General features: G+C 44.0%; 22 protein-coding genes. 12 read left to right on the forward strand and 10 right to left on the reverse strand.

Going from position 1 to position 24,557, the window contains the following annotated elements; all coding sequences use genetic code 11:
- Positions 1–342 precede the first annotated feature (342 nt).
- Positions 343–1,560 carry a nicotinate phosphoribosyltransferase gene (pncB, locus tag AAEY80_RS10270; protein ID WP_350588263.1) on the forward strand — a complete coding sequence of 406 codons (1,218 nt, stop codon included), beginning with the start codon at positions 343–345 and terminating at the stop codon, positions 1,558–1,560.
- 15 nt (positions 1,561–1,575) lie between these two features.
- On the opposite strand, the gene xseB is transcribed toward pncB, so the two are convergent.
- From xseB to AAEY80_RS10285, 3 genes are all read right to left on the reverse strand, one after another.
- Entirely contained in the window at positions 1,576–1,821 is a 246-nt protein-coding gene (xseB, locus tag AAEY80_RS10275; RefSeq protein ID WP_025653249.1) for an exodeoxyribonuclease VII small subunit, read from the reverse strand.
- Between the two features lie 63 nt (positions 1,822–1,884).
- Positions 1,885–3,417, reverse strand: coding sequence for an exodeoxyribonuclease VII large subunit (xseA, locus tag AAEY80_RS10280; RefSeq protein WP_350588264.1), 1,533 nt, complete (start codon positions 3,415–3,417; stop codon positions 1,885–1,887).
- A 354-nt stretch (positions 3,418–3,771) separates the two neighbouring features.
- Positions 3,772–4,140: a hypothetical protein gene (locus AAEY80_RS10285; RefSeq protein ID WP_037025126.1), complete on the reverse strand. Its 369-nt coding sequence runs from the start codon at positions 4,138–4,140 to the stop codon at positions 3,772–3,774.
- Between the two features lie 354 nt (positions 4,141–4,494).
- Between AAEY80_RS10285 and AAEY80_RS10290 the strand changes: the two genes are divergently transcribed.
- The 11 genes from AAEY80_RS10290 (at position 4,495) to purF (ending at position 15,894) form a co-directional block, all read left to right on the forward strand.
- Entirely contained in the window at positions 4,495–5,151 is a 657-nt protein-coding gene (locus AAEY80_RS10290) for an alpha/beta hydrolase (RefSeq protein WP_173239471.1), read from the forward strand.
- Positions 5,152–5,216: 65 nt separating this feature from the next.
- Complete coding sequence (zapE, locus tag AAEY80_RS10295) at positions 5,217–6,323, forward strand: cell division protein ZapE (RefSeq protein WP_025653253.1); 1,107 nt, start codon at positions 5,217–5,219, stop codon at positions 6,321–6,323.
- Positions 6,324–6,533: 210 nt separating this feature from the next.
- On the forward strand, positions 6,534–7,283 hold the full coding sequence (locus AAEY80_RS10300) for a nitroreductase family protein (protein ID WP_201617432.1): 750 nt from the start codon (positions 6,534–6,536) through the stop codon (positions 7,281–7,283).
- Positions 7,284–7,431: 148 nt separating this feature from the next.
- Positions 7,432–8,748 carry an NAD(P)H-dependent glycerol-3-phosphate dehydrogenase gene (locus tag AAEY80_RS10305; protein ID WP_025653255.1) on the forward strand — a complete coding sequence of 439 codons (1,317 nt, stop codon included), beginning with the start codon at positions 7,432–7,434 and terminating at the stop codon, positions 8,746–8,748.
- A 139-nt stretch (positions 8,749–8,887) separates the two neighbouring features.
- Positions 8,888–9,346, forward strand: a complete 459-nt coding sequence (gene sixA / locus AAEY80_RS10310) for a phosphohistidine phosphatase SixA (RefSeq protein WP_350588265.1) — start codon at positions 8,888–8,890, stop codon at positions 9,344–9,346.
- 325 nt (positions 9,347–9,671) lie between these two features.
- On the forward strand, positions 9,672–10,976 hold the full coding sequence (gene gspL, locus AAEY80_RS10315) for a type II secretion system protein GspL (protein WP_350588274.1): 1,305 nt from the start codon (positions 9,672–9,674) through the stop codon (positions 10,974–10,976).
- Between the two features lie 139 nt (positions 10,977–11,115).
- Positions 11,116–11,664 (forward strand): type II secretion system protein M, encoded by a 549-nt coding sequence (locus AAEY80_RS10320; RefSeq protein ID WP_025653259.1) that lies wholly within the window; start codon positions 11,116–11,118, stop codon positions 11,662–11,664.
- 209 nt (positions 11,665–11,873) lie between these two features.
- On the forward strand, positions 11,874–12,302 hold the full coding sequence (locus AAEY80_RS10325; RefSeq protein WP_101211004.1) for a DUF4870 family protein: 429 nt from the start codon (positions 11,874–11,876) through the stop codon (positions 12,300–12,302).
- Between the two features lie 178 nt (positions 12,303–12,480).
- Complete coding sequence (locus tag AAEY80_RS10330; RefSeq protein ID WP_350588266.1) at positions 12,481–13,515, forward strand: quinone-dependent dihydroorotate dehydrogenase; 1,035 nt, start codon at positions 12,481–12,483, stop codon at positions 13,513–13,515.
- 27 nt (positions 13,516–13,542) lie between these two features.
- Complete coding sequence (locus AAEY80_RS10335) at positions 13,543–14,040, forward strand: CvpA family protein (protein ID WP_025653262.1); 498 nt, start codon at positions 13,543–13,545, stop codon at positions 14,038–14,040.
- 318 nt (positions 14,041–14,358) lie between these two features.
- On the forward strand, positions 14,359–15,894 hold the full coding sequence (gene purF / locus AAEY80_RS10340) for an amidophosphoribosyltransferase (protein ID WP_201566198.1): 1,536 nt from the start codon (positions 14,359–14,361) through the stop codon (positions 15,892–15,894).
- 154 nt (positions 15,895–16,048) lie between these two features.
- Here purF and AAEY80_RS10345 read toward each other — a convergent pair whose 3' ends face one another.
- The 7 genes from AAEY80_RS10345 to yajC all read right to left on the reverse strand — a co-directional run bounded on the left by AAEY80_RS10345 (position 16,049) and on the right by yajC (position 24,006).
- Positions 16,049–16,582: a DUF2058 domain-containing protein gene (locus tag AAEY80_RS10345; RefSeq protein ID WP_025653264.1), complete on the reverse strand. Its 534-nt coding sequence runs from the start codon at positions 16,580–16,582 to the stop codon at positions 16,049–16,051.
- A 544-nt stretch (positions 16,583–17,126) separates the two neighbouring features.
- Positions 17,127–17,483 carry an AzlD domain-containing protein gene (locus AAEY80_RS10350; protein WP_025653265.1) on the reverse strand — a complete coding sequence of 119 codons (357 nt, stop codon included), beginning with the start codon at positions 17,481–17,483 and terminating at the stop codon, positions 17,127–17,129.
- Complete coding sequence (locus AAEY80_RS10355; protein ID WP_025653266.1) at positions 17,473–18,204, reverse strand: AzlC family ABC transporter permease; 732 nt, start codon at positions 18,202–18,204, stop codon at positions 17,473–17,475. The genes AAEY80_RS10350 and AAEY80_RS10355 overlap by 11 nt, the downstream gene beginning before the upstream one ends.
- Before the next feature lie 391 nt (positions 18,205–18,595).
- Positions 18,596–20,017 (reverse strand): MATE family efflux transporter, encoded by a 1,422-nt coding sequence (locus tag AAEY80_RS10360; RefSeq protein ID WP_025653267.1) that lies wholly within the window; start codon positions 20,015–20,017, stop codon positions 18,596–18,598.
- 235 nt (positions 20,018–20,252) lie between these two features.
- Positions 20,253–21,521: a protein translocase subunit SecF gene (gene secF / locus AAEY80_RS10365; RefSeq protein WP_025653268.1), complete on the reverse strand. Its 1,269-nt coding sequence runs from the start codon at positions 21,519–21,521 to the stop codon at positions 20,253–20,255.
- A gap of 9 nt (positions 21,522–21,530) precedes the next feature.
- Positions 21,531–23,408, reverse strand: coding sequence for a protein translocase subunit SecD (secD, locus tag AAEY80_RS10370; RefSeq protein ID WP_025653269.1), 1,878 nt, complete (start codon positions 23,406–23,408; stop codon positions 21,531–21,533).
- A 271-nt stretch (positions 23,409–23,679) separates the two neighbouring features.
- Positions 23,680–24,006 carry a preprotein translocase subunit YajC gene (gene yajC, locus AAEY80_RS10375; protein ID WP_025653270.1) on the reverse strand — a complete coding sequence of 109 codons (327 nt, stop codon included), beginning with the start codon at positions 24,004–24,006 and terminating at the stop codon, positions 23,680–23,682.
- Between the last annotated feature and the right edge of the window lie 551 nt (positions 24,007–24,557).

A 24,557-nucleotide genomic window follows, 5' to 3' on the forward strand; every position in this document is an offset into this window, starting at 1 on the left:
GTAGCTTTGATGCTAGCGCATCTAGGCCTCTTTTTCACCTGCTCTTTGATATTGCACTTCATGTGTTAATCTAAGATTTACCTTTTATACCTACTTTTTATACTAATCTAAGCGGTTGTAAGTAGTCGTTTGGATAGGTAGTCTTTATAAACGTTGCTTGCCCTCGTATGATTTTTGCTGCTAGGCATCGCGATGCCTGCAAAAAACCGCAAATGTGTTTATACTAAATGGTCTTTTAATGTCTCATCATCATTTGTTATTAGAATTTTTGATATCTTTTAGTCGGTATCGCTTAGCTATTGAGCAATATGGATTTTTAACTTTTGCGTTTAAGGTTGTAACATGACGGTCACCTATGCACCTATTATTACCTCGTTGCTTGATAACGATTTGTACAAATTTACCATGCTACAAGCCATGTTACATCAGTTCCCGCAGACCCATGGTGTCTATCGATTTCGCTGCCGTAATAATAATGAAGCGGTCTATCCACTAGCAGACATTAGAGAGTCATTAGAGCATCAATTGGATATGTTGTGTGAATTGCGCTTCTTAGAAGATGAATTGGAGTATTTGCGTGGGTTGCGCTTTATGCGTTCCGATTTTGTCGATTATTTAGAGCTGTTTAAACTTAAGCGCCGTTTTATCACCGTCAGTACGGACAATAAAGGGCGTTTACTGATCGATATAGAAGGGCCAATGATTCAGGCGATGTTCTTTGAAGTGTTCGTGCTGGCTATCGTGAACGAGTTGTATTTTAATGCCTTATCGAGCCCTAGGGTAATAGAGGAGGGACAAAGGCGTTTGGATGACAAGGTTGCGCTGTTGCAGCAGTATGCAAAGCAACAAAACACAGACCAGCCGCCGTTCATCGTCGCAGACTTTGGCACACGTCGACGCTTTAGCAAAAGCTGGCAAGCGCATGTGGTAGAAACTCTGCACAAAGCTGAGCCGAAAGTTGTTAGCGGCACCTCAAACGTTTATTTAGCTAAGCAGCTTGGGATGACGCCGATAGGAACGATGGCGCATGAGTTTATGCAAGCTTTTCAAGCATTGGATGTGCGTTTACGTGACTCACAAAAAGCCGCACTCGAATCTTGGGTACATGAATATCGCGGTGATTTGGGTATCGCGTTGACCGATGTCGTTGGCATGGACGCATTCTTGCGTGATTTTGATCTGTATTTCGCCAAGCTTTTCGATGGTCTGCGCCATGATAGCGGCGATCCGTATATTTGGGGTGATAAAGCCATTGCGCATTATCAAAAACTAAAGATAGACCCGAAGACGAAAATTTTGACTTTTAGTGATGGCTTGACGCTTGAAAAGGCGTGGGAGTTGCATCAATACTTTAAAGAGCGCATCAGAACCAGCTTTGGTATTGGCACCAATCTCACCAATGATATGGGCATCACGCCAATTAATATTGTACTCAAATTGGTTGAGTGTAATGGGCAGCCTGTTGCTAAACTGTCTGATAGCCCAGGCAAGACCATGATCAATAATGATACGTATCTTGCCTATTTGCGCCAAGTTTTCGAGGTTGATGAACCCGAATAGAGAATGAGCCTATCTCTAGCTGTTGCTATTTTCTGTTTTATCTTCTTCAGCAAAAGCGGCATCCAATGCTTGTTGTACTGCATTGATGCGCGTCTCGCAAACGCGATAAGCGGCAATTGATTCTTCCACCGTGGTCATCAAGTTGTCGATATCAGGCTCATCTTGTTGCTGCAATTCAGCCGCATTGGTTTTTAGAATATCGTAAGCTGCCTTAAAGGTTTTTGGGGCGGCTTTTTTGCGCTTGCGAGTAGGGGTAGTCATAGCGTGTCCTAATTTTTAAAGTATAAGTAAGTAGGGGAGTAATCGTTAGATATTATTATATGGTTAACTTGGTATGTCTGAGGTTTCTGTCGTGTTCTTCTCAGTATTAACCTCAACAATCTGAGCTTTAGCCTTGCCGTCTTTTAAGACGATATGGATGGTTTGCTCAGGGTAGAGCTGTGTGCTGCTGGTGAGTATCTGTTTGTCTTTATCATTAGTCAGCATGGTGTAGCCTTGCTTGAGCACACGAGACGGTCGGTGCAAGAGTACGATATCACGAAGATGGGCGCTATCACGTTGTGCTTGTATCAGCTGCTGCTGCGCGCTCTGCATGATGGTTTTTTGATGGATATCACTGTAGTTATGGGCGCTGGCTAATTGCTGATGTGCAAGGGTTTGCGTCTGTGTGTGTAACTCGGTTGTCAGTCTCGCGGCTTGCTTTACTTGCCGCTGTGCGCTTTGCTGAATACTACGCCACGCATAGTCGCTGTCTTTTTGTAGCGCGGTCAGCTGACCGATGGTACATGACTGTATTTGGCTCAATTGTCGCGCCGTTTGTTGCTCCGCGATATTGAGTTGACGCTGAGCGGCTTGTTTTATTTGTGCTTGATAATGCAAAGTCTGCGTGACCAGCTGTGCTAAATGCGCCATGATAGCGGCAATTACCTTTGATGGCGTGTCAAAGCTGCTGTGCGCCACTTCATCTAAAATCACTTTATCGCGCTCGTGACCAATACCAACCCAGACGGGGACAGGCTGTTCAGCGACCAATGCCGCAAGCTCGTAATCATTGAGGTAAGCCAAATCTCCCACCGCGCCGCCGCCACGAATAATTACTAATAAGTCAGGCAGGCGCTGATAAGTATCTTGGAATCGTTGCTGAGCACTGACGATGGCTTGGCGAATCTCGCTTGGGGCATGATTGCCTTGAAAGGTCGCGTGATGGTAATGAAAGTGACAAGCGCCTGTACTTGCTAAGCGATCAGCATCAGCTTGAAAATCACCTAAACCTGCGGCCTTTTCGGGCGCAATCACGAGGACATGCTCGATATCAAAGGGCACAGGTAATTGTTGATTGAGCTGCAATAAGCCTTCGCCAGTCAAGCGATCGACCATCTCCGCATATTGCCGTGCCAAATCTCCTAAGGTATAGCTAGGATCAATGTCTTCAATCGTAATAGAGAAGCCATATTGTGCGTGAAAGCCTGCGGATACTTTGAGTAATACGGTCAAGTCGCGCTCAAGAGGCATGCCGGTCGCCCGCTCAAATTTTGCCAATACGCGGGCAGCTTTAAAACGCCAAAGGTTACCACGGCAGCTTGCAACGACTTTGCCTTCTTCATCTTTTTCAGCCAACTCAAAGTAATAATGCCCGCCTTTGCTAGACAGATTACGAATTTCAGCCTTCACCCATACGCGGTGATCAAAGGTTTGTTTGATGACCATCTCAACTGCTGATAAATAGTCACTCAAACGCAAGACCGTATCTTCTAAATGATCTTCCTGCTCTGCCAGTTCGGCTTCTAGCGTCGCTAAATCCTTAGCAGGCGCTAACACTTTTGCCGATTTGAGATTTGAAAGGTTGGGTTTGCGCATAATAATAGACCATGGATTCTAAAAATAAGAGCTCTAAAAACAAGAGTTCTAAAAATAAGGATTCTGAAGACTAGGATTCTGAAGATTAGAAAACTGAATAGAGTGAGTACAACATTAGATAGGGTAGTCTACCCCAAAATTGCAGCTACAAAAAGTAAAGCCAGTAAGTCCGCGATCAATATATTATTTTCATCGCTGATTTACTGGCCAAACCCTATTATATTTTAAACCAAATGCCATTATTTTTATCGAGTACAAGGCAAAGCTAGCGATACTTAAGTATTCAATCAGCTTATTCCGTCAGCTTAAAAAGTTAGTAGAATGCTGGAGCTTTGTCAGTTAATAATGACTCTTTTATTGGCAACGGAAACTGATTTTATACTCATAATCATCATCGCGTGACAAATCTGGTGAGCCAGTCCCAAAGATTGAGCCGATAACCGCACCTGCTTGTCCAACCATACGACCCGCACGCTCATCTAAAATACCATTGTAAGTGACTTTATCATCAACGATAATCACTTGCTTGCTGCGACAAGTATTTTTGGCACTATCAAGTGCATTTTGCTGGGCTTTGACCTTGCTATCCGCTATGCCAGTCGTCTCGTAAATAGAATTGGCACGTTGAATGACTGGTGATGAAGGCGTGCTCTGGCAGGCACTTAAGATAAGAGCCGTCGCCAAAGTAGCCGTGATGGTGGCAGTTCTATTAACAGTATTCATAAATTACTCCTCTTTCCTATAAATTAACCATAAAAACCAAAGATAAGTAGGGCAAGTATTTTGTTCGTTAAGAGTTTTGTTCATTAAAAATGTCGTCCATGAAAAGACAGACTAAATTTAACCTATTGCAGTCTGGAGTGTCTAGGCAGTTATTGTGTGCGGTATTGCGCTTGTATTACCTGCTGACGTTGCCGCCAAGAAAATTGTCCTAATCTTACTAAGTGTTCCAAGCTATTAGCCATGATAAAACCATGTGCACTTGCCACAAACCTCGTGCATACACAGCAAATCACTTGAAATAAAAATCATATCTAGGATAATTGAGGTATTCATTTTTAATTATTAAGTAAGTTTATGCAATTGATTCCTGCTCCTGCTGGCGTGCTCGAAGTTGACGCGCTATGGCAACAAGACAATCCCAACGATCCGAATACTGACACGGTGGCGCTGCTTTGTCATCCCAACCCTTTGTTTGACGGCACCATGAACAATAAAGTGGTCACGACGATGTACCGTTTTGCCCGTGATAACGGTATGCACGTGGTCCGTTTTAATTTTCGCGGTGTCGGTCAATCGACAGGCGAGCATGATTATGCTGAAGGAGAGGTGGTGGATGCAATGACCGTGCTACAATGGATTGCAGAACAAACCAATGCACGTAAGTTATGGCTTGGCGGCTTTTCTTTCGGTGGCTACGTGATTGCGCGTGCGGCTGAGCAAGTCATAGAAGCGCCGCATGTATGGGGCTTGAGTGATTTTGAAGTTTCTAAAATCGCGCTGATTGCTCCCTCAGTAGAAAAAAATAATACCAGTGACTTAAGCTTACCAGCTGACAAAACTTTTGAGATTTATGGTAATGCTGATACAGTCATTGATCCTGATAATATGCAGGAGTTTGCAGAACGCTTAGGACTGGCAGTCAGTGTCGTGGATGGGGCAGGACATTTTTTTCACGGGCGCTTGTCTGAGCTAAAAAAACTGTTGGAACAGCACAGTTTTGCTGAGCATTAAATAAGTGGCGCTTAGCGCGACCTATCTTTTCTTTATATTTACCCTTTTAAATGATGAGTCATATTATGAGTTTATCTCCATTGCAACGTTACGAGCAAGCCATCAGCACTGATGAGTTTACTCGAGATGAGCAGCAATATCAGGCCATGAGCTATCTTGATGAGCTACACCATCAGCTCACCAATAGCGTGGAACAAAAAAAAGGCATTTTTAGCTTTTTAAAGGCCAAGCCAGTTGCCCCAAAAGGTTTGTATATGTGGGGCGGGGTGGGACGCGGTAAGACCTGGATGATGGACATGTTTTACGACTCTTTGACCATTGATCGCAAGATACGTCAGCATTTCCATCATTTCATGCAGCGCGTCCATCGCGAGCTAAATGCCATCCAAGGTGAGAGTGATCCATTAGAGAAAGTTGCTGATATCATTTACAAAGAAGCCGTTATTATCTGCTTTGATGAGTTCTTTGTCTCCAACGTCTCTGATGCGATGATTTTGGGCGATCTATTTACCATGTTATTCAATCGCGGCGTGACGTTGGTTGCGACTTCAAATATTGAGCCGTCTGGCCTCTATAAAGACGGTTTGCATCGCGATCGTTTTATGCCGGCTATCGCTGAAGTTGAGCGCCATACCACAGTCATGAATATCGACTCTGGTATTGACTATCGTTTGCGCGTATTACAGCAAGCAGAGTTGTATGAATCACCCATGACCAAAGCCAATCACCATTGGCTGGCCAACCGCTTTGCGAGCTTGTCTAATAATCAAAAAATCAGCAATGAGCCTATCACTATCAATGGTCGGCAGATCAAAATCAATGCCCGTACCGAAGATATTTTATTCTGCGATTTCCGTCATTTATGTATGGAGCCGCGCTCCGCTGCTGATTTTATTGAAATCGCCAAACAGTTCAATACGGTACTGGTCAATGGGGTCCCAGCGTTAGATGATGACCTGCGTGATCCAACGCGCCGGTTTATTTATATGGTCGATGAGTTTTATGATCGCCGCGTAAAACTATTGGTTCGAGCAGAGCAGTCAATTCTTGAGCTGTATCAAGGTGAAAAGCTGGCGTTTGAGATTGAACGGACACGCTCGCGTTTGCTTGAGATGCAATCAGAAGACTACTTAAAGATGGAGCACCGTGTTGAAAATGCGGATGCTGCTTAATATAGTTAATCCTTTATAAATTAAATGCGGCGTTAGTCTAGCTTGGTCTACTATTGGTAGGACTTTTATTTAAAAGTATGATTGTGATTTAAAGATAGAGGTTAAGGGCTGCTTGGGTTTTCGTTTACGATTGTCCAATCATATTTATAACGGGATAATCTGCTGAGATAAATAGTGGCAGTCAATATCAATAATAAATAAGGACAAATAATGAATAAGTCTGACGAAAACAACTTTACAAAGGAAAATCAAGCAAAAGATAGTCAAGTGCAAAGTGGTCAAGAACAAGATAGTCAAGCAGAAAACAGTCAAATAAAAAGTAACCCTGAAAAAAATAGTGAAAAGATTTCTATTAAAGCACTAACGACTGAGAGCACGCCATTTACCAGTGATGAGCTCATTCATTGGATTAATTCAAGACGCAGCGTGGGTAACTTAGATCTTCCTGCACCAACGCAAGCCCAGATTGAAGAAGCGATTGAGTGTGCAGCGACCGCACCTGACCACAAAAAACTGCGTCCGTGGCGCTTTATTGTGACTGCCGGTGACGCTCGTCACGACTTGGCGCGTGCCCTTGTCGAAGCAGCAGAAGCAAAGGCCACCGAAGAGGGCGAGATACTCTCTGAAAAAACAGTGAAAAAAACTCAGACGATGCCGCTACGTGCGCCGCTTATTATTACGGTGGTGACTCAGATGCAAGAGCATAAAAAGGTACCGCATTTCGAACAGATGTTAAGTACAGGCGCTGCGGTACAAAATCTGATTTTGGCGTTAAAAGCGCAAGGCTTCAGCACAGTATGGCGTACAGGATTATTGTGTAACGAACCTGCGGTAAAAGCATATTTCGGCGTAAGTGCAGATGATTATGTCACGGCTTTTGTTTATACTGGCACCAGTCCTAAAGGTGAGCACCCACGTAAACCTATTGATATCGAGCCGCTTGTCCGCTTTGAGTCATAACCATACTTGAGGGCTACTGAGCTAAAGACGGTTTTTTATTAAACAATATTACTAATTAAAGAAAATGATTTATGCAACACAATTGGCCTCAGTAGCTGCCCACTAAAGATATTATTACTAATAAGTCAGTCAATACGGATACATGCATATGACAAGCGCTAATGACAACAATACTAACAAAGATAATGCTCAGAATAGTAGCAACGAGAGTAACAAAGCCGCTGACAAACAAAACAGTCTGTTGTCAGGCATCATTGAACGAGCCAGCAAATCTGGTATCGGTCGTAAGAAGCTCAACCCTAGCACGGTAGAGTCAGCAGTCGCAAAAAACATGGCAGAGATTCACAGCAATCCTACCAAGCTGCGTTTGGCGTTCTTAGGTGGTGGTAGTTTTGGTACGGCAATGGCGAACTTAGCCGCGCGTAATGGTTGTGATACCACGCTGTGGGTTCGTAACAAGCGTACCGTTAAGGCCATGACAAAAACCCAGACGAACAAGAAATATCTGCCCGGTTATAAGCTTGATGACCGCCTGAAATATAGTCATGATTTAGCATCGGCAGTCAAAGATACCGACATTATCTTTATTGCCGTACCAGGCTTGGCCTTTCGCGAAACGCTAAAAAATATCGCCCCCTTTATTAGTGGACAGTCTATTGTGTCGCTAACGAAAGGCATGGAAAAAGACACTTTTGCCACGATGAGTGATATTATCAAAGAAGTGTTGCCTGAGGTGAATTTTGGCGTCATGTCAGGGCCTAATCTTGCTATAGAGATTATGAAAAATATGCCATCTGCGACCGTGATTGCGAGTGAGTCTGAACCACTACGTCATGCTGTACAAGCGGCACTGCATAGTGCTTTCTTTAGAGTATTTGCCAGTGATGATATACGCGGTGTTGAGCTGGGCGGGGCGCTCAAAAACATTTATGCCATTGCGATGGGTATGGCTGCGGCCTACGAAGTGGGTGAGAATACCAAAGCAATGATATTGACCCGTGCCTTGGCAGAGATGAGTCGTTTTGGTGTCGAAGCCGGTGCCAATCCACTGACGTTTTTAGGGCTATCAGGTGTTGGCGATTTATACGCCACTTGTAGTTCGGAGTTAAGTCGTAACTACCGCATCGGTAATATGCTTGGTCGTGGTATGAGTATTGATGCTGCCGTCAAAAAACTGGGCCAGACTGCAGAAGGCGTTAATACTATTCAGCAAGTCCATGAAAAGGCGACTAAAGACGGTATTTATATGCCCATTACCCATGCGCTTTATGCGGTTATTTATGAAGATAAGGCCGCGCTGGGTGTGGCGCTCCATTTGATGGAAGCGGGTTTCCGCAGTGATGTCGAATTTGTGATGGCTCATGACCATAGCAACGCTGCACTTACTGCGCAAATGAAAGCTGCCAGTAGTACCTCCGACAATGACAATGACGATGATGTTGATACAGACAGCGATGCTAAATAAAACGATTGTTGGCAACGTGTATTGCTGAAAATGTGTATTGCTAAAAACGTGTAAAGTCAGACAGTGGCAAAGTAGGTCATAGAAAGGCAGTTGATAAAAAGGCAGCTGACAAAAAGCCAGGTTATAGACAAGGAACGCTATGAAAATGATATTAATACGTCACGGTCAGGCAGAAGACGAAACGCGTCCAGACAGCGCTCGTCAGCTGACTGACTTTGGACAGCAGCAAGCCGCGCAAACTGCAGAATATATCACGACCAATTATAAGCCTGATCGTTTTATCGTAAGTCCTTATGATAGGGCGCAGCAAACCCTAGCAGAGCTGCAAGCGCGGGCGCCTACAGTACCAGCGACGGTACAAGATAATATAACGCCTTCTGACGATGCCCATAGTGCGTTGACCGATATAGCAAAGATTGAGGCGCAGTGTCTCGTGGTGGTGTGTCATATGTCTATCGTCGCCAATCTGGCTGCCTTACTAACCGGTGATTATCCTGAGGCGTTCTCTTTGGCAGAAGCACGAGTGTTTGAGATGGATTTTATCATGTCTGGAATGGCAACCGAGGTCAATCGCTTTGTACCTGAGCAACCGTATTGATATCGCTCTTTCATTGGCTATAGTCGATCCTAAATAAAATGGATACGCTATTTCATAACGCGAAACTGGTATAAATTTTTCTGGCTTGGTGTGCCTACGCCGACAGAGGCTGCAAAACTTATATTAAAAACTAAGCATCCCAGTTCCGCTGTATCTTTTCCATATTGGACTGACTATATTTAGTAGTAGTAATATTATTCATCATGACCCTGTTTAAAAATATTAAGATGCTTTAAACATAAACATAAACATAAACATGGTCATGGGCTCTTACAAAACGTCTAAATTTGTTATTTTATGGCTTTGATAATTAAGGACACACTTGGTGTTACATGTTTGGTTAAGAGCGCAGCACAGTCCGCTAGCTGTCTGGCATGAAGACGTACAACAATGGCAGTCAGTTGCTGGCTGGCAACAGTTGCATGATATTTATAGCAGCTATAAATCCAATAGCCATAAAACAGTATGTTTGTACTTTCCATCAAGCCACGTATTACACGTCGATACCGAGCTTAGTGGTGCACAGCTTAAGCAATTGGGTGATACTGGTAAGCAGTATTTATTTGAAGAGATGTCTTTGACCCCTGTTGAGCAATTGGTAGTGCGGCAAACCAGCCTTGCTGATAGTCAGTATTTATACGCGCTGGCGCAGGCTGATATTGAGGCATGGCAGCAAAGTGCCAAACTCGTTGGTATGACTATCGCAGCATTACTGCCCGACTTTCTATTGTTACCAGTGCCGGAAGAAGGTGCAGGGCAGCAAGTCATACTCTATCAAGATGACCAGACGATGCTGCTACGCCAATCATTATATCAAGGAATGGCGGTCAGCTATTTACCGTTGATTTTTGAGCGCTTCCTGCAGCTGAGTGAAGTGATGGTGGTACCAAGCATTGAAGCTTTTGATAGTACAAGTTTTTCAGACCTTGATGCTACAAAGTCTGATCATAGGATTGATTTACAAAAGCCAGTAACGACCAGCGATGTTTCGGCACAAACAGCCGCGCTCATAGGAGCTCATCAGCTGCTATTGACGACGCTAACGAGTACGCCCAAGCCGATTGACAATCCTGACCGTCACGCGCTTAATTTCTTTATCAAATCAACCGATTCGCAATTATCACCTTATCTACGAGTGGCAATGATGGTGGCGCTGTCGGCACTCGTGCTACAGATAGCCACAGATGGGGTGCAGTCTTATCAGTATCATCAGGCGACGGCTGCGACAAAAACAGCGATTGCGGGGCAATATCAGTCTTGGTTTCCTGATGAACGTCTAAACCCGCGCACCAATTTGACCACGCAAATGGCGCCAAAACTGGGTACCAATGGTCAAGCCTCGCCACATATGGCCGTGTTGGCACGCATATCACCACTGATTAAGCAGTCCTCTCTAAAAGCGCAAGCTTTGGTTATGCAACCATCCACGCTCAGTTTTACGTTGATTGCCCCTGACCGCGACAGTCTTGATAAATTCGCCAATACCCTGTTCACTCAAGGATTAACGGCCAAGCTAGAGCGGGTAAATAGCAATGAGCAAGGGCAGTTTAGTGGGCAAATTACTGTGAGTATAAATGAAGATGATACGACGCCAGAAAGCGTCAGTGCCGACAAGGCAGCAGCATCTTAAGCTTATTGAGAATTTTTAGTATTTGCTGAGCGCTGTGTTTTGACGATGACCATCCGTAAGGTGCTCACTCAGATGATTGCAATCTACTTACTCAAGATTAAACCCTCCACGATTAACTATTGGCAATAAAGGTTAGAGCATGAAACGATTACAGCGCCGAGCCGAACGTAGCGTGTCTGCGCCTAAAACAAGCGCTTTTTCAGAGCGGGTGAATAGTTATCAAAATGTCCTATCATCACGCTGGCAGGCATTGTCTCCACGCGATCAATTAGCATTGACTATATTGTCTGCTTTTTTACTGTTATTCGTGGGTGGCTACGGCGGTTATACGGTTCATCAAGCTGCAAGCGATAGCAAAAGTGAGTATCAAGAGCAAATTGCTGATTATTTTTGGCTGCGCGCGCAAGCGGGTAAGGTGGATAGCAATGCGACTAACAGCGTCGATGGGGCAGCTGCTATGCCACCTGCCAACAGAGTGAGTGAGCTACTAAATACCTCGGGTATTGCCAATGCGCAAGTGGTTGCGGCTGGTGACGGGGTGCAGCTGAGCTTCACCAATGCCAGTCAAGCGGTTGTGAGTGCAGCACTCGGTAAGCTTAAGCAGCAAGGTTGGCAATTTACCCAACTCTCGATGCAACAGGACGTGACCACCAAAGCCATTGAGGTGCAAGCAACTGTTACTTCTTAACAATGCTAACTGCCTCGCACTGTATATTGAATTTAGCTTCATTGAAGAACACCTCATCCGACACAATCAAAGGTTTATTGAACACTTTAGTTATGAATACTTCCTATACATTATTCTCCTGCACTTAAGCGGATAAGCATCTGCGTCAACAGACTACTATTAAGACTAAGACGTCTGATTATAATATGACCTGTTAAGGATCAAGACACATGATAAATGACAATATAAGCGGCAACATGAGTGACAGTAAACGCCGTTCTTTAACCACTTATAATCACATCACCTATCTATTGTATGTGATCAGTTATTTCACGGCTGGTCTGTTGTGGGTCGTGCCGATTATCATGAATTATGCTAAGCGCCACGATGCGGACGGCTCATGGCTAGCCACGCATTTTGATTGGCAAATTAAGACGTTTTGGTACAGTATCGTCTGGTTTATCATAGGCATTCTTATCATCACGTTTGCTTTGGGCGGTTTTGGTGTCAGCATGTTTGCCGATAGCAGCAATATAGCCATTGGTTCATTTTTATTGGTCAGTATTGGTTTTATTATTATGGGTTTGACCTTTATTTGGCACCTTTATCGTATTGTACGAGGTTGGATTGCCTTAACAGATGGACGACCTGTGCCATAATACGTTCAATCCCATATCATTTATATACAGTGTTTAGCAGCGCTTATTGACTTTTTGGAATAGAAATTTGCTGTATGAAACTTTGGTCTTATTTCTGTTAAGCTGATATAATCGCTGCGCTTAATCTCTTTCGTTTTTCTCATTCATCATTGCTTTTCGAGCAGGGTCTGTCATTACTATGTCTTATGCCTTACTTCGCCCTTTTTTATTTAAGATGGACCCTGAACACGCCCACGAGATGACCTTATCTTTGTTAGATAAAGCCCATAAAGCGCGTGCCTTAGGTTTGGTATATGGTCAGTCGATGCAGCCTACAGACTGTATGGGTTTACAGTTCGCTAATCCAGTTGGCCTTGCTGCAGGGTTGGACAAAAACGGTGATTATATCGATGCACTGGCCGAGCTTGGTTTTGGCTTTATAGAAGTGGGGACGGTCACGCCAAGACCGCAGGTTGGTAATGATAAGCCACGCCTATTTAGAATCAAACAAGCCGATGCCATTATCAATCGCATGGGCTTTAATAATCAGGGCGTTGATTACCTGATTGAAAACGTCAAACGCTGTAAATACAAAGGTAACATCGGCATCAATATCGGTAAAAATGCCAGTACGCCAGTGGAGCAAGCCGCTGATGATTATGTCTATTGCCTAGAGCGGGTTTATGCACACGCTTCCTATATTACCGTCAATATCTCATCGCCAAATACCAAAAACTTACGTGACTTACAGAGTGGTGAAGCGTTGACTCAGCTACTTGATACGATTAAAAACCGTCACAACCAATTGGCAACAGAGTATGGCTTTTATGTGCCACTGGTCTTAAAAGTAGCGCCTGATTTAGAGCCGCTACAAGTGGATTATATCTCACAGCAGTTGTTAGATTTTGAGATTGATGGTTTGATAGCCACCAATACCACATTGAGCCGCGTCGGTGTCGAAGACTTGCCCGATGGTGACCAAGCCGGTGGCCTATCGGGTCGTCCAGTGAGCCACATCAGCACCCAAATTTTACAACAATTCACTGATCAGCTGGATGGTAAAGTAGCTTTGATTGGGGTGGGTGGTATCGATAGTGGTGCCAAAGCGGTCAAAAAGATTGAAGCAGGTGCTGATATGGTACAGCTTTATACCGGACTGATTTATCGAGGTCCTGGGCTGGTACAGTCATGCATTCAAGCCATCGGTGGCTATTACGATGCCATGGAAAGTTAGACAACCACTAAAAATGAGGCGTGACATATGAGTGGTCTAGATATTGTGATTGCTATTGTGGTCTTAATTGGCTTATGGCGCGGCTTTCAGGTAGGACTCATTAAGACAGCAGTCGGCTTGGCAGGTTGGTTTATTGCTCTTATTGCTGCCACGCGCTTGGCAGGCTCAGTTGCTCCGCAATTATCAGGTATCGTACAAAACCCTGTCTTGCAAATGGCAACGGCGTTCTTATTGGTCGTAATCATTATCTTAGCGATTATGCATATCGTCGCCTTTGCTTTTTCAGGGGTACTCAAAACCTTACGTCTGGGTATTGTTGACAAGATGGCAGGTGGCGTCCTTGGAGCGGCCAAAAACGTATTGATGGTATTGGTCGTTTTGAGTGTCAGCGCGCCCTTATTGGTAAAAATGCCGCAATGGCAAACCTCGGTGCTTGCTCCTGAACTGATGCCTTATGCGCCAATGGGTAAGGCTTTAGTCTCAGACGTGCTCGGTATGGCTTGGGATCAGGTCAATCAGTCTTAATACGCATAGTTTTTTAGACTTATTCTTCGTTTCTTAAGCCTATTTTTTAACGTTTTAATACCAAAAATCATAACTGAGTCTTTATAACTTATCCTTGATAAAAAATTATTCGATAGCATTTAGGGTTCATAAATTTCAATTTGTGAATGATTGATGGCTTTGCTGACTGTAGGTCAGTGAGCAAACTGTCATCAAGATTTTAAGCTTAAGCAACATCATCAGGTCAGCGGTAAGAGTAGATGGCTGTTTTTCATAAGCTACTGTCAAGCTTATGCCGTTATTGTGTTACTAATGTGTGGTTCAAAATAGGATATAACTATGTGTGGAGTCGTTGGGGTTGCAGCTCATGAGCCGGTCAATCAGATTCTTTATGATGGCTTAACAATGCTACAGCATCGCGGGCAAGACGCGGCAGGTATTGTGACTTTGCAAGATGGTCGGCTTTATTTACGTAAAGAAAACGGCATGGTACGTGACGTTTTTATGAATCGCCATATGATAAAACTGGTTGGCAAATTTGGCATCGGTCATGTTCGTTATCCAACGGCAGGCACGTCAAGCAGTGCAGAAGCGCAGCCGTTTTATGTCAATTCACCTTACGGTATTACGCTGGCGCACAATGGTAATTTGACCAATGCTGAGGGCTTGGCCAAGTCTCTATATAAAGAAGACCGTCGTCACCTGAATACTGATTCAGACTCGGAAGTACTGTTAAACGTGCTGGCGCATGAGATGCAGAATCTAGGAAAAACCCATCCAACGCCTGCCGAAATATTTGAAGCAGTCACAGCGGTTTATAGTCGTATTGAAGGCGCTTATGGCGTTGTTGCTTTAATCACAGGTCATGGCTTGCTTGCCTTCCGCGATCCAAACGGTATTCGCCCACTTATCTTTGGTGAACGTTTGGCAGCCAATGGCGGCACAGAATATATGGTTGCTTCAGAATCGGTCGCCTTGACTGGCTCTGGCTTCACTATTATTCGTGATGTCAAACCCGGTGAAGCGATTTTTATTGACTTAGACCATCAGCTACATACGCATCAGTGCGTCGAGCAGCAAGAATACACCCCTTGTATCTTTGAATACGTCTATTTTGCTCGTCCAGATTCCATCATGGACAATATCTCAGTCTATAAGTCGCGTCTGCGTATGGGCGAGAAGCTTGGTGATAAAATTCTTGCAGAATGGGGTGAAGATCACGATATTGATGTGGTTATTCCTATTCCAGATACCTCGCGTACCTCAGCGATGGAGCTGGCGCTTAAGATGAATATTAAGTACCGTGAAGGGTTTATGAAAAACCGTTATATCGGTCGTACTTTTATCATGCCAGGTCAGCAGCAACGCAAAAAATCAGTGCGTCAAAAGCTCAGTGCTGTACCGTTAGAGTTTAAAGGTAAAAACGTGCTATTGGTTGATGATTCGATCGTCCGTGGTACTACTTGTCATGAGATTATTCAAATGGCGCGTGATGCAGGTGCACGTAAAGTATTTTTTGCCAGTGCAGCGCCGCCCGTAAAATATCCAAACGTGTATGGTATCGATATGCCAGTGCGTAGCGAGCTTATTGCTTCAGGGCATAGCGTTGAAGAAGTGCGTAAAATTATTGGTGCTGATCGTTTGATCTTCCAAGATTTAGACGATTTGATCGAAGCAGTAAAAGATACCAAATACAGTAAAGTCGAAGGTTTTGACTGTGCGGTATTTAATGGTTGCTACATTACTGGACAAATCAATGAAGCCTATCTTGAGCACCTACAAGAGCAGCGCAGTGAAACTGCTAAGACCGGAAAAAAAGGCGTGCAAATAGTGGCTGATACACCTGTAGATATGATGGGTATAGAAGAGCTTTAAGCTGCTAAATACCTAAATTTTTAAATATAAAAAGGCTGGATTCTTGATAGAATCCAGCCTTTTTTATTGCTTAAAATAAGAGATATCCTTTGAAAAACCACTATTTATGGTAAGAGGTGATATTGGGAATATATATAGCGCTTTATTGGTAGGATTACCACATGAGATCATCTGGAATCACATAAGCGGCATAAGGATCGTCATCTGCTAACTCATTGTCTGAGGTATCGTTAGACACTACCATAAAGCCTTCTAGTTTTGCATCTATACGATCGGCCAAGGGGCGAGGAAGTAGAGCATAGCTTTCTTCCAAGCGTGCAATGACCACGTGACCTGCTACGATTTGATCGTATAGTTTTTGCGTGATAGAGATTTTTTTGACTTTAGTGTCGTCAACGAACTGATAATTGACTTCACCCTTTGTATCAGTGATTTGATGCTGCCTAATCATTTGGACGATATTGGCCTTTAGCATTTTCTCTTCTAAAAGCTGCTGTTTTTCTTGATTAAGCTTTTGATCCTTCTCCAGCTTTTTTGCTTGGGCTGCTGCCAATGCTTTTTTGGCTTCCACATTGGACGCATCACCAGTGCGCTTGGCATGTTCAGATTGCTTGCTTATCTTTTTGGCTTTTTTGCTATCAACCAATCCCGCTTTTAAAAGTTGAGCTTGTAGGGCATTCTTGGCCATAATTCCATTACCTAGATGATAAAAATAAAAATTAAATAGTAGCAAATTTTGCGGTGGCGTGTCGTTAATTCCTCTAATCTGCAAAAGATGGTACTGTTATACAAAATACGATTAATAATGATTAGGGCGTGTTGAACATTCACAAATAGGCACTGCTGATTGCTAAAATGGTTTCATACAAGGCGCAAGTCGACGATAATGTTAATACCTTAGCTAGACTTGCAACGCAGTATGGGGCGATTTTAGCATCAGCCCGTAGGGACAGGACTGTTTTTTGCCGCTTCTGTGTTAAAAATAGACGTTTAGAAAGACTAAACTTAAGATTTTTAACGTTGAATCGCCTAAAAAATAGTCTCTGTCAGTGCCATGGTCGAATGTTCAACACGCCCTAACCATTAAGCCAGTTTGGTAAACAACATTATGATGCGTGACTGGTAAAATTTTTCTTGCTTGCTGTGCCTACGCAGACAGAGGCTGCAAAAAACTTATACCAGTCACGCTGTCTCTTTTTTATATTGACCCGACTATAAGTAATGATTAGCGATTAAGCCAGTTGAGTGAATAACCAAAGCAAGCCATTAATCGCAGCGATGCCGACGATCATGCTCACCAATAATTGACGGCTAAAATGATAGACCAATAATACCAGAAGTAAAGCACCTATTTGAGCCATGAGTAAATGTAACTCTGCGCTTTGCATACCCGTACTTGCTGATAAGTCTTGATAGGAGAGACTGGTTAAAATAAGTAATACCATCACGGATAACGGTAAGCTCTCATTTAAACGGTGTAACCAAGGCGTATCCAGCAGCTTTTTGGGTATCAAGGCGGGAAGGGCGCGCGTAATAAAAGTGACGGCAGCCATAGCAAAGGTGGCAAAAATAAGGTAACTACTGCTCATCGGTGTCTCCTTGTACGCGGCGCTGCATCCACACACCACGGGCCAAAATCATCAGCATACAAAGGCTAATCGCTACCAATAACAGCCAGTTGCTAGTAAACAAAGAGGCAACGGCTAAAGCAATCACGGCAATAGCAATTGGGAAATAGCGCTTGATACTTTGAAACTGCTCATAGGCCAAAATCGCAAACAGACAAACCAAAGCAAAGTCTAAATGTGGTATCAAGTCACTAAGTGTGCTCCCTATCATCACGCCAATCGTACTCGCTAGCACCCACCAGCTTTGGTTAAACAAACTGATCGGTAGGATTAATGCCTGTCGAGACTCATTAGGTAAACTGGTCATGACCGAAAAAGTCTCGTCAGTTAGGGCAAATAAGCAGTATGTTTTGGCCAGTTTTTGTTTCGGTAAGTATTGTAATAACGGCATACCATAAAATACGTGGCGTAAATTAATAGCGGCGATATTCGTGGCCATATTGCCAATCGGTAAACCTGCACTTAGCATGGGCAAACAGGCGTATTGCGCCGCGCCCGCATACAAGACAATACTGAGCATAATCGTTGCCCATATAGGGATACCAGCCACTTGCGCCAGCACGCCAAAGGCGATGCCTGCAGGCAGATAGCCCATCGCGACTGGCAGGCTCTTTTTGAAGCCTCCTGCCCAATCATAGTGAGCGGCTTGTTGATGATTTAGTTCCTTTGAATGAATGGTCACATGACATCCTAATTTTCTAACAGTATTGTTTTTTGACTAGGGCGTGTTGAACATTCGACCATGGCACTGACAGAGACTATTTTTTAGGCGATTCAACGTTAAAAATCTTAAGTTTAGTCTTTCTAAACGTCTATTTTTAACACAGAAGCGGCAAAAAACAGTCCTGTCCCTACGGGCTGATGCTAAAATCGCCCCATACTGCGTTGCAAGTCTAGCTAAGGTATTAACATTATCGTCGACTTGCGCCTTGTATGAAACCATTTTAGCAATCAGCAGTGCCTATTTGTGAATGTTCAACACGCCCTATATTTTATAATGAAGGGCTAATTGTTATCCGATAAGGTTAAGAAAGTCCTATTTTTCAGGTAAATAAACCTTTAGGTAATCAATGCTAAACATTGGGCTGTAATTTTTCATAGCTACCAGTTTGATGTGCACGGTATAAAAACCCGCCGAGAATAATCAGCCTTAGCAGCAACAAACACCAAACGCTGAGCCAGATGCCAGTCATGTCCCACTGCTGATAGAGTAGCCAGCTCAGAGGGAAAAAGACCGCCGCCAATATAAGGGCAGCGTTACGAATGACATTACCCGCTGTTAAACCAAAGAATATGCCATCTAACCAATAAGCGCCAACGCCGACCAATGGTAATAGCACCGCATAAAGATGGTAATCATAGGCGAGTGTGAAGACTGGTTCAATATTGGTCATAAACTTCAAATAAGTTGGCATAGCAAGCCACCAAATCGTACTCAACATGATGGCAAGCCCATAGCTGACTACGCCAGTGCGTTTGACGATAATACGAAAACGTGGCCAATCACGTCGTCCTGCTGCTTGACCACTCAAGGTCTCAGCAGATACTGCGACACCATCGAGGGCAAATGCTGAAATACTTAGTACCTGCAATAAAATAGCGTTGGCCGCCAGAATGACATCACCGCTTTGCGCAGATAAGCGGGTAATCCAAGCAAAGCTCAATGTTAAGATCAGCGTACGAATAAAGATATCTTTATTGAGCGAAAATAGCCTAAGCATTTTATCTTTGGTGAAATGTTGCCGATCAGCAGTAAACAGCGCCGTCCAAGATATTTGTAGATGTTGACGACTTAACCATAGTGCTAATAATACCCCAGACCAAAATGCAATAGTCGTACCTAGTGCCACACCGACCAAGCCCATGTGCATGCCATACACAAAAAATAGCGTTAGAATGATATTAAGTAAGGCGATAAAGCCTTGTTGGTAGAGCATGTAGCGAGTCTTGCCCTGACCCGCAAACCAGCCTATAAAGGCAAAGTTCATTAGCTCAGCGATCACACCCCAAAAGCGCACATCCAAATAAGTCTTGGCAGCAAGGCCACTGTTAGGATTGGCAGATAATGCTTGCAGACCAAACTCTATTAACCAAGGTTTTGCCAGCAGTAACAGTGCGCCAATGATGAATGCCAACAATAACGCACGTTGCAAAATAGATAGCAGTGGTGAGGGCGCTAGATTCGGCTGTTTTGTCGTACTGCTGATAGCGTTGTCAACATGACTAGCCAATTGTCCCAATGCTTGTGCCGACAGTCCAGATGAGGCGTACTGTAAAAAATTAAAACTGACGAGCAATAAAGACAATAACTGTATGGCCAACCCCATACCAGCAAGCTTAGCGGTGTCATTCATATTACCGACAATGGCAGTATCAATGACGCTTTGAAGTGGCATTGCCAAATTGGCCAACAATACCGGCAAGGCAATAGCGATAATACGCGCGTAGCGAGTATCAATCGGTGGCATAGAGCGTGGCGGCGTAATAGTTGACATAGATGGCTCATTTTATACTTAACAGACAGAGGGTACAGAAAATCATTTTGCTTTCGGAATAAGCAATACATTTGATCACTATATCGATAATTTATAGAACCATATAAAGATAAAAGCACCTAACACTCATTGATTATGAGTCAGGTGCTTTTATTGGTAGCTCACTTCCGTATAGTGAAAAACGGATTATAAGCTTGTTTGAATACTCTTTTATTTAAAGCTTAACTAAGTTGCTTTAAATATTGTCTTGCTCAAACATTTTTGGATCATTAAAGGTCACAATTTCTTCTTCAAATTCAGGCTTAACCTTCACCACGAAATCATCACGAGATAGCCCCATACGTAGCGGGATAGAACTTGCGATATAGGTTGATGAATAAGTACCAGCCAGCAAACCGATGAACAGTGCAACCGAGAACCAATAGAGACCGTCACCGCCCAAGAACAACATGGCTAAAACAACCAGTAATACGGTTGAGATAGTCATAATGGTACGACGTAACGTCTCTGTTAATGATAAATCAATCGTTTGACGCGGCGTAATACCACGGACACGGCGGAAGTTCTCACGAATACGGTCATAGACAACGATGGTATCGTTCAAGGAATAACCGATCAATGCCAGAATAGCTGCCAAAACGGTCAGGTCAAACGGAAAGCCGAATAAGGCAAAGACACCAATGGTCACGATAGCATCGTGGAACAGTGACAGCACTGCACCTAGAGACAGCTTAAACTGGAAACGTAGCGCGACATAACCAAGCATACAAGCCAAGGCCAAGACCAGCGACATAACAGAGTTTAAGTAGACTTCATTACCTACTTGGCTACCAATGATATTTACATTACTGATTTCAACCGTGTTATTAGGCAATGCTAACGCGGCGCTAAGACTGGCATTGAGTCCGTCAATGTTGTCAGACTGAGGTGGTAAGCGAACTAGTAGCTCTTGACGTGTGCCAAGATACTGTACGACGGCATCATCGAAGCCATTGTCGGCCAAGGCTTTGACCACTTCTACTTGCTCAGCCGGCTGCTCGTAACGTACATCTGCTGATACACCACCAGTAAAATCTAGACCAAAATTTAGACCATTAACAGCAATCGCGATAATACTACCAATCACCATGAGTAACGATAAAATAGCCATTGGCTTTTCTATCTTCATAAAGGGGATAATGCGCTGGTTGCCGACGGCTTTGATACCACCCTCAGCTTGTGCAGCAGCATCCTCAGCGGCATCACTGATCAATTGACTCTGATCAATAGCAGTGCTCGTCTCTGCGGTTTGAGTCGTCAATGCTTGAGAATTTTGACCACCACGACGCGTTTTATTTTTACCCGATGCGGCTGTGGTAGGGTTGTTGGTTTTAGTATTGCTACCTTTACCATCACGACGTGGTTTGTTACGGCGGCGCGTACTGCCACTATTTGAGTCGCCATTTGAGCCATTTCGATCTGGGTTATTCTGTTGTTCTAGGGGATTATTCTTATCGATCGCCATATGTTTCTCCTAACCGATGCTCAAACGTTTGATAGATTTACGTTTACCGTAAGCAATTTGTACCAGAGCACGCGTTACCAAAATCGCGGTAAATAGCGAGCTGACAATACCAATAGCTAAAGTGACCGCAAAGCCTTTAATCGGACCGGTACCAATCGCAAATAAGATAAAGGCGACCAATAAGGTGGTGATGTTGGCATCGAAGATACTACTAAAGGCGCGATCAAAGCCGGCCACAATGGCGGATTTTGGTCGGACGCCATTTGCCAGCTCCTCACGTATTCGCTCAAAAATCAGCACGTTGGCATCGACTGCCATACCGATGGTCAAGACGATACCGGCAATACCGGGTAGGGTCAGTGATGAGCCTAAAATTGACATAATGGCAATGATAATGATGACGTTAATCGCTAGCGCCACGTTGGCAATGACCCCAAACAGACGGTAGAAAATGATCATAAAGGCAAAGACTAATAAGTAACCTACCTGCGTAGAAAACAGGCCTTTGTCAATATTCTCTTGACCCAATGAGGGGCCAATCGTGCGCTCTTCTACAAAATACATCGGTGCGGCTAAGGCGCCTGAACGTAGGAGTAATGCAAGTTCTGCCGCTTCTGCGCTACTATCAAGACCAGTAATACGGAAAGAGGAGCCCAGTACCGCTTGAATATTAGCGCGGTTGATGACTTTGGTTTCAGCATAAGGCGTACGTACTTCGACTGTTTCGCCAGTCGCTGGATCTTCTTCGTAAGTGATACGTTGCTTGTTTTCAATGAATAGCACGGCCATCTGTTTACCAACAGCAGTACGCGTGGCGTTTTGCATCAGCTTGCCACCAGCGCTGTCCAAAGTAATGCTGACTTCAGGTGAGCCACTCTCATCAATACCCGTCTGCGCGTTAGTGACTTTATCACCGGTCACGATAGATTGGCGCTCTAAAAGTACTGGTGGACCATCAAGCGTCTCAAACGGGAATGCTTCGGTACCAGCAGGAGGAATACCGCCCATATAGTTTTCACTATCTTCAGCGACCATCCGGAACTCAAGGTTCGCTGTGCGACCAAGCACACGTTTGGCTTCTGCAGTATCTTGCACACCTGGCAATTCCACGACGATACGACTCGCGCCTTGTGATTGTACTAAGGCCTCTGTGACGCCAAGCTCAGCAATACGATTGCGTAGGGTCGTCAAGTTTTGATTGACCGCATAGCTATTGATTTCATCTAGCGTGGCATCGTTGTACGCCAAAATCAGGGCAGGGCCTTGGTCATCAATAGAAGACTGTAAACTGAAGGTATTACCCATTGAGCCTTGCAAGACGTTTTGTGCACGGTTACGCGCATCGGTATCAGCGAAATGCAGCATGATGCCTTGGTTTTCAGTTTTGATGCCTTTGATCGCGATACGCTCAGCCCGTAGGTCACGACGTACATCGCGGCTCGCACTAGTCAGGCGTTGATCGAGAGCCTTGTCCATGTCAACTTCTAGTACAAAACGAACACCACCGCGCAAATCGAGACCAAGCTTCATCGGCTTAGCACCGATATCACGCAGCCACTGCGGGGTCGTCTGCGCTAAGTTAAGCGCGACCACATAGTCTTCGCCCAGATTCTGGCGCAGTACTTCCTGAGCTTTGAGCTGCTCGACGGGGTTATCAAGACGTACCAGCGCACTGTTGCCTTCAAAGGTACCATCATGATTATTAATTCCAGCCTCTTCGAGTAAGCTTTGAGACTGGGTTAAGATACCATCAGACAGCTGCGTACCTGCTGCGGCACTTGTAATCTGTACGGCAGGTTCATCAGGATAGAGGTTAGGAGCAGCATACAGACCGGCAATGATTAGCACGACGGCAATCAGTAAGTATTTCCAAGCGGGATATTGCATAATCACTTCTTTAGGTTGATAAACTATTGGCGACGCAGGCCACAAGTTAGCAGATGGGAAGTTAGCGATAGCAATGGTTGAGTGCGGTATTTAGCAGTCGTCATCATGCACCATTGCGATCATCCGCGATGATAGTAAAGCGTAAAAGGTAAAGCGAAAAATGACCGTAAATAATGTACGGTCATTTTAAAGTTATTACAACTATTAATTCATAACTGCCATCAATTAGTAACAACTAATGTTCAATCATTATCAGATTTATTAATAACGATTAAACGCTTTCGATAGTGCCAGCTGGCAATACTGAGATGACAGAAGCACGTTGTACTTTGACATCCGTATTATTATTCAAGCTAACAACCGCGTAATCGCCTTCTATGGCTTTGATACGACCCATCAGTCCACCAGCAAAGATGATTTCGCTACCAACAGTCAACGCACTGACCATGGCGCGGTGCTCTTTGGTACGCTTAGACTGTGGGCGAATAACCAAAAAGTAAAAAATGGCAAAAAAAGCAACAGGTAATAAAATTTGGCCAAATAGTGATGCAGCACCAGCAGTTTCGGCGGCATGAGCAGCTTGGATAAATAAAAACATAATTTCTCTCAGTGAGTCATAGATAATAATAAATTAAACGCATAGTAACAAAAAATCCTAGACTTGGTAACTGTTAATCATAGGCTAGGCGTGTTTTTCTTAACGTACTGGCATACTAGGTCGCATCCTCAATTCTAGAGATAGTCATAATGAAGGTTTAAAAATGGCCATATCTAGGCCAACTCCCATCAAATACGCATATACTATCGACAGTATTTGGCTTGTTTACTTAGGGTCTGTTGAACATTCAAATGTGGCACTGGCAGTGGCTATTTTTTAGACAATACGCAGTGAAATTCTTAACGCCTAGTCATTCTAGGTTAGATAATTTCGCCATGTATTGGCAAAAAATAGCCCTGCCCTGAAAGGCTGATACTAAAATCACCCCAAACGTTGTTGTAAACCTAGCTAAGGTCTCGACATTATCGTCGGTTTACGCCTGATTTGATAAAAGGTTTGGGACGATTTTAGCAATCAGCAATCCTAATATTTGAATGTTCAACAGACCCTCACATTTATCTTAATTTTTTAATCATTTTTAAAGAGAGAAT

Origin of the sequence: Psychrobacter sp. 78a-MNA-CIBAN-0178, assembly GCF_040309625.1 — a bacterium.
Lineage (GTDB): Bacteria > Pseudomonadota > Gammaproteobacteria > Pseudomonadales > Moraxellaceae > Psychrobacter > Psychrobacter okhotskensis.

What these genes read in the sequence shown, in the direction of transcription:
- sixA (WP_350588265.1), top strand. Translation starts at nt 8,888, where the DNA reads ATGAAAATGATATTAATACGTCACGGTCAGGCAGAAGACGAAACGCGT.
- AAEY80_RS10330 (WP_350588266.1), top strand. Translation starts at nt 12,481, where the DNA reads ATGTCTTATGCCTTACTTCGCCCTTTTTTATTTAAGATGGACCCTGAA.
- zapE (WP_025653253.1), top strand. Translation starts at nt 5,217, where the DNA reads ATGAGTTTATCTCCATTGCAACGTTACGAGCAAGCCATCAGCACTGAT.
- secD (WP_025653269.1), bottom strand. Translation starts at nt 23,408, where the DNA reads ATGCAATATCCCGCTTGGAAATACTTACTGATTGCCGTCGTGCTAATC.
- AAEY80_RS10350 (WP_025653265.1), bottom strand. Translation starts at nt 17,483, where the DNA reads ATGAGCAGTAGTTACCTTATTTTTGCCACCTTTGCTATGGCTGCCGTC.
- purF (WP_201566198.1), top strand. Translation starts at nt 14,359, where the DNA reads ATGTGTGGAGTCGTTGGGGTTGCAGCTCATGAGCCGGTCAATCAGATT.
- AAEY80_RS10345 (WP_025653264.1), bottom strand. Translation starts at nt 16,582, where the DNA reads ATGGCCAAGAATGCCCTACAAGCTCAACTTTTAAAAGCGGGATTGGTT.
- secF (WP_025653268.1), bottom strand. Translation starts at nt 21,521, where the DNA reads ATGGCGATCGATAAGAATAATCCCCTAGAACAACAGAATAACCCAGAT.
- xseA (WP_350588264.1), bottom strand. Translation starts at nt 3,417, where the DNA reads ATGCGCAAACCCAACCTTTCAAATCTCAAATCGGCAAAAGTGTTAGCG.
- AAEY80_RS10335 (WP_025653262.1), top strand. Translation starts at nt 13,543, where the DNA reads ATGAGTGGTCTAGATATTGTGATTGCTATTGTGGTCTTAATTGGCTTA.
- AAEY80_RS10290 (WP_173239471.1), top strand. Translation starts at nt 4,495, where the DNA reads ATGCAATTGATTCCTGCTCCTGCTGGCGTGCTCGAAGTTGACGCGCTA.
- AAEY80_RS10360 (WP_025653267.1), bottom strand. Translation starts at nt 20,017, where the DNA reads ATGTCAACTATTACGCCGCCACGCTCTATGCCACCGATTGATACTCGC.
- AAEY80_RS10285 (WP_037025126.1), bottom strand. Translation starts at nt 4,140, where the DNA reads ATGAATACTGTTAATAGAACTGCCACCATCACGGCTACTTTGGCGACG.
- AAEY80_RS10320 (WP_025653259.1), top strand. Translation starts at nt 11,116, where the DNA reads ATGAAACGATTACAGCGCCGAGCCGAACGTAGCGTGTCTGCGCCTAAA.
- AAEY80_RS10325 (WP_101211004.1), top strand. Translation starts at nt 11,874, where the DNA reads ATGATAAATGACAATATAAGCGGCAACATGAGTGACAGTAAACGCCGT.
- pncB (WP_350588263.1), top strand. Translation starts at nt 343, where the DNA reads ATGACGGTCACCTATGCACCTATTATTACCTCGTTGCTTGATAACGAT.
- AAEY80_RS10300 (WP_201617432.1), top strand. Translation starts at nt 6,534, where the DNA reads ATGAATAAGTCTGACGAAAACAACTTTACAAAGGAAAATCAAGCAAAA.
- xseB (WP_025653249.1), bottom strand. Translation starts at nt 1,821, where the DNA reads ATGACTACCCCTACTCGCAAGCGCAAAAAAGCCGCCCCAAAAACCTTT.
- AAEY80_RS10305 (WP_025653255.1), top strand. Translation starts at nt 7,432, where the DNA reads ATGACAAGCGCTAATGACAACAATACTAACAAAGATAATGCTCAGAAT.
- yajC (WP_025653270.1), bottom strand. Translation starts at nt 24,006, where the DNA reads ATGTTTTTATTTATCCAAGCTGCTCATGCCGCCGAAACTGCTGGTGCT.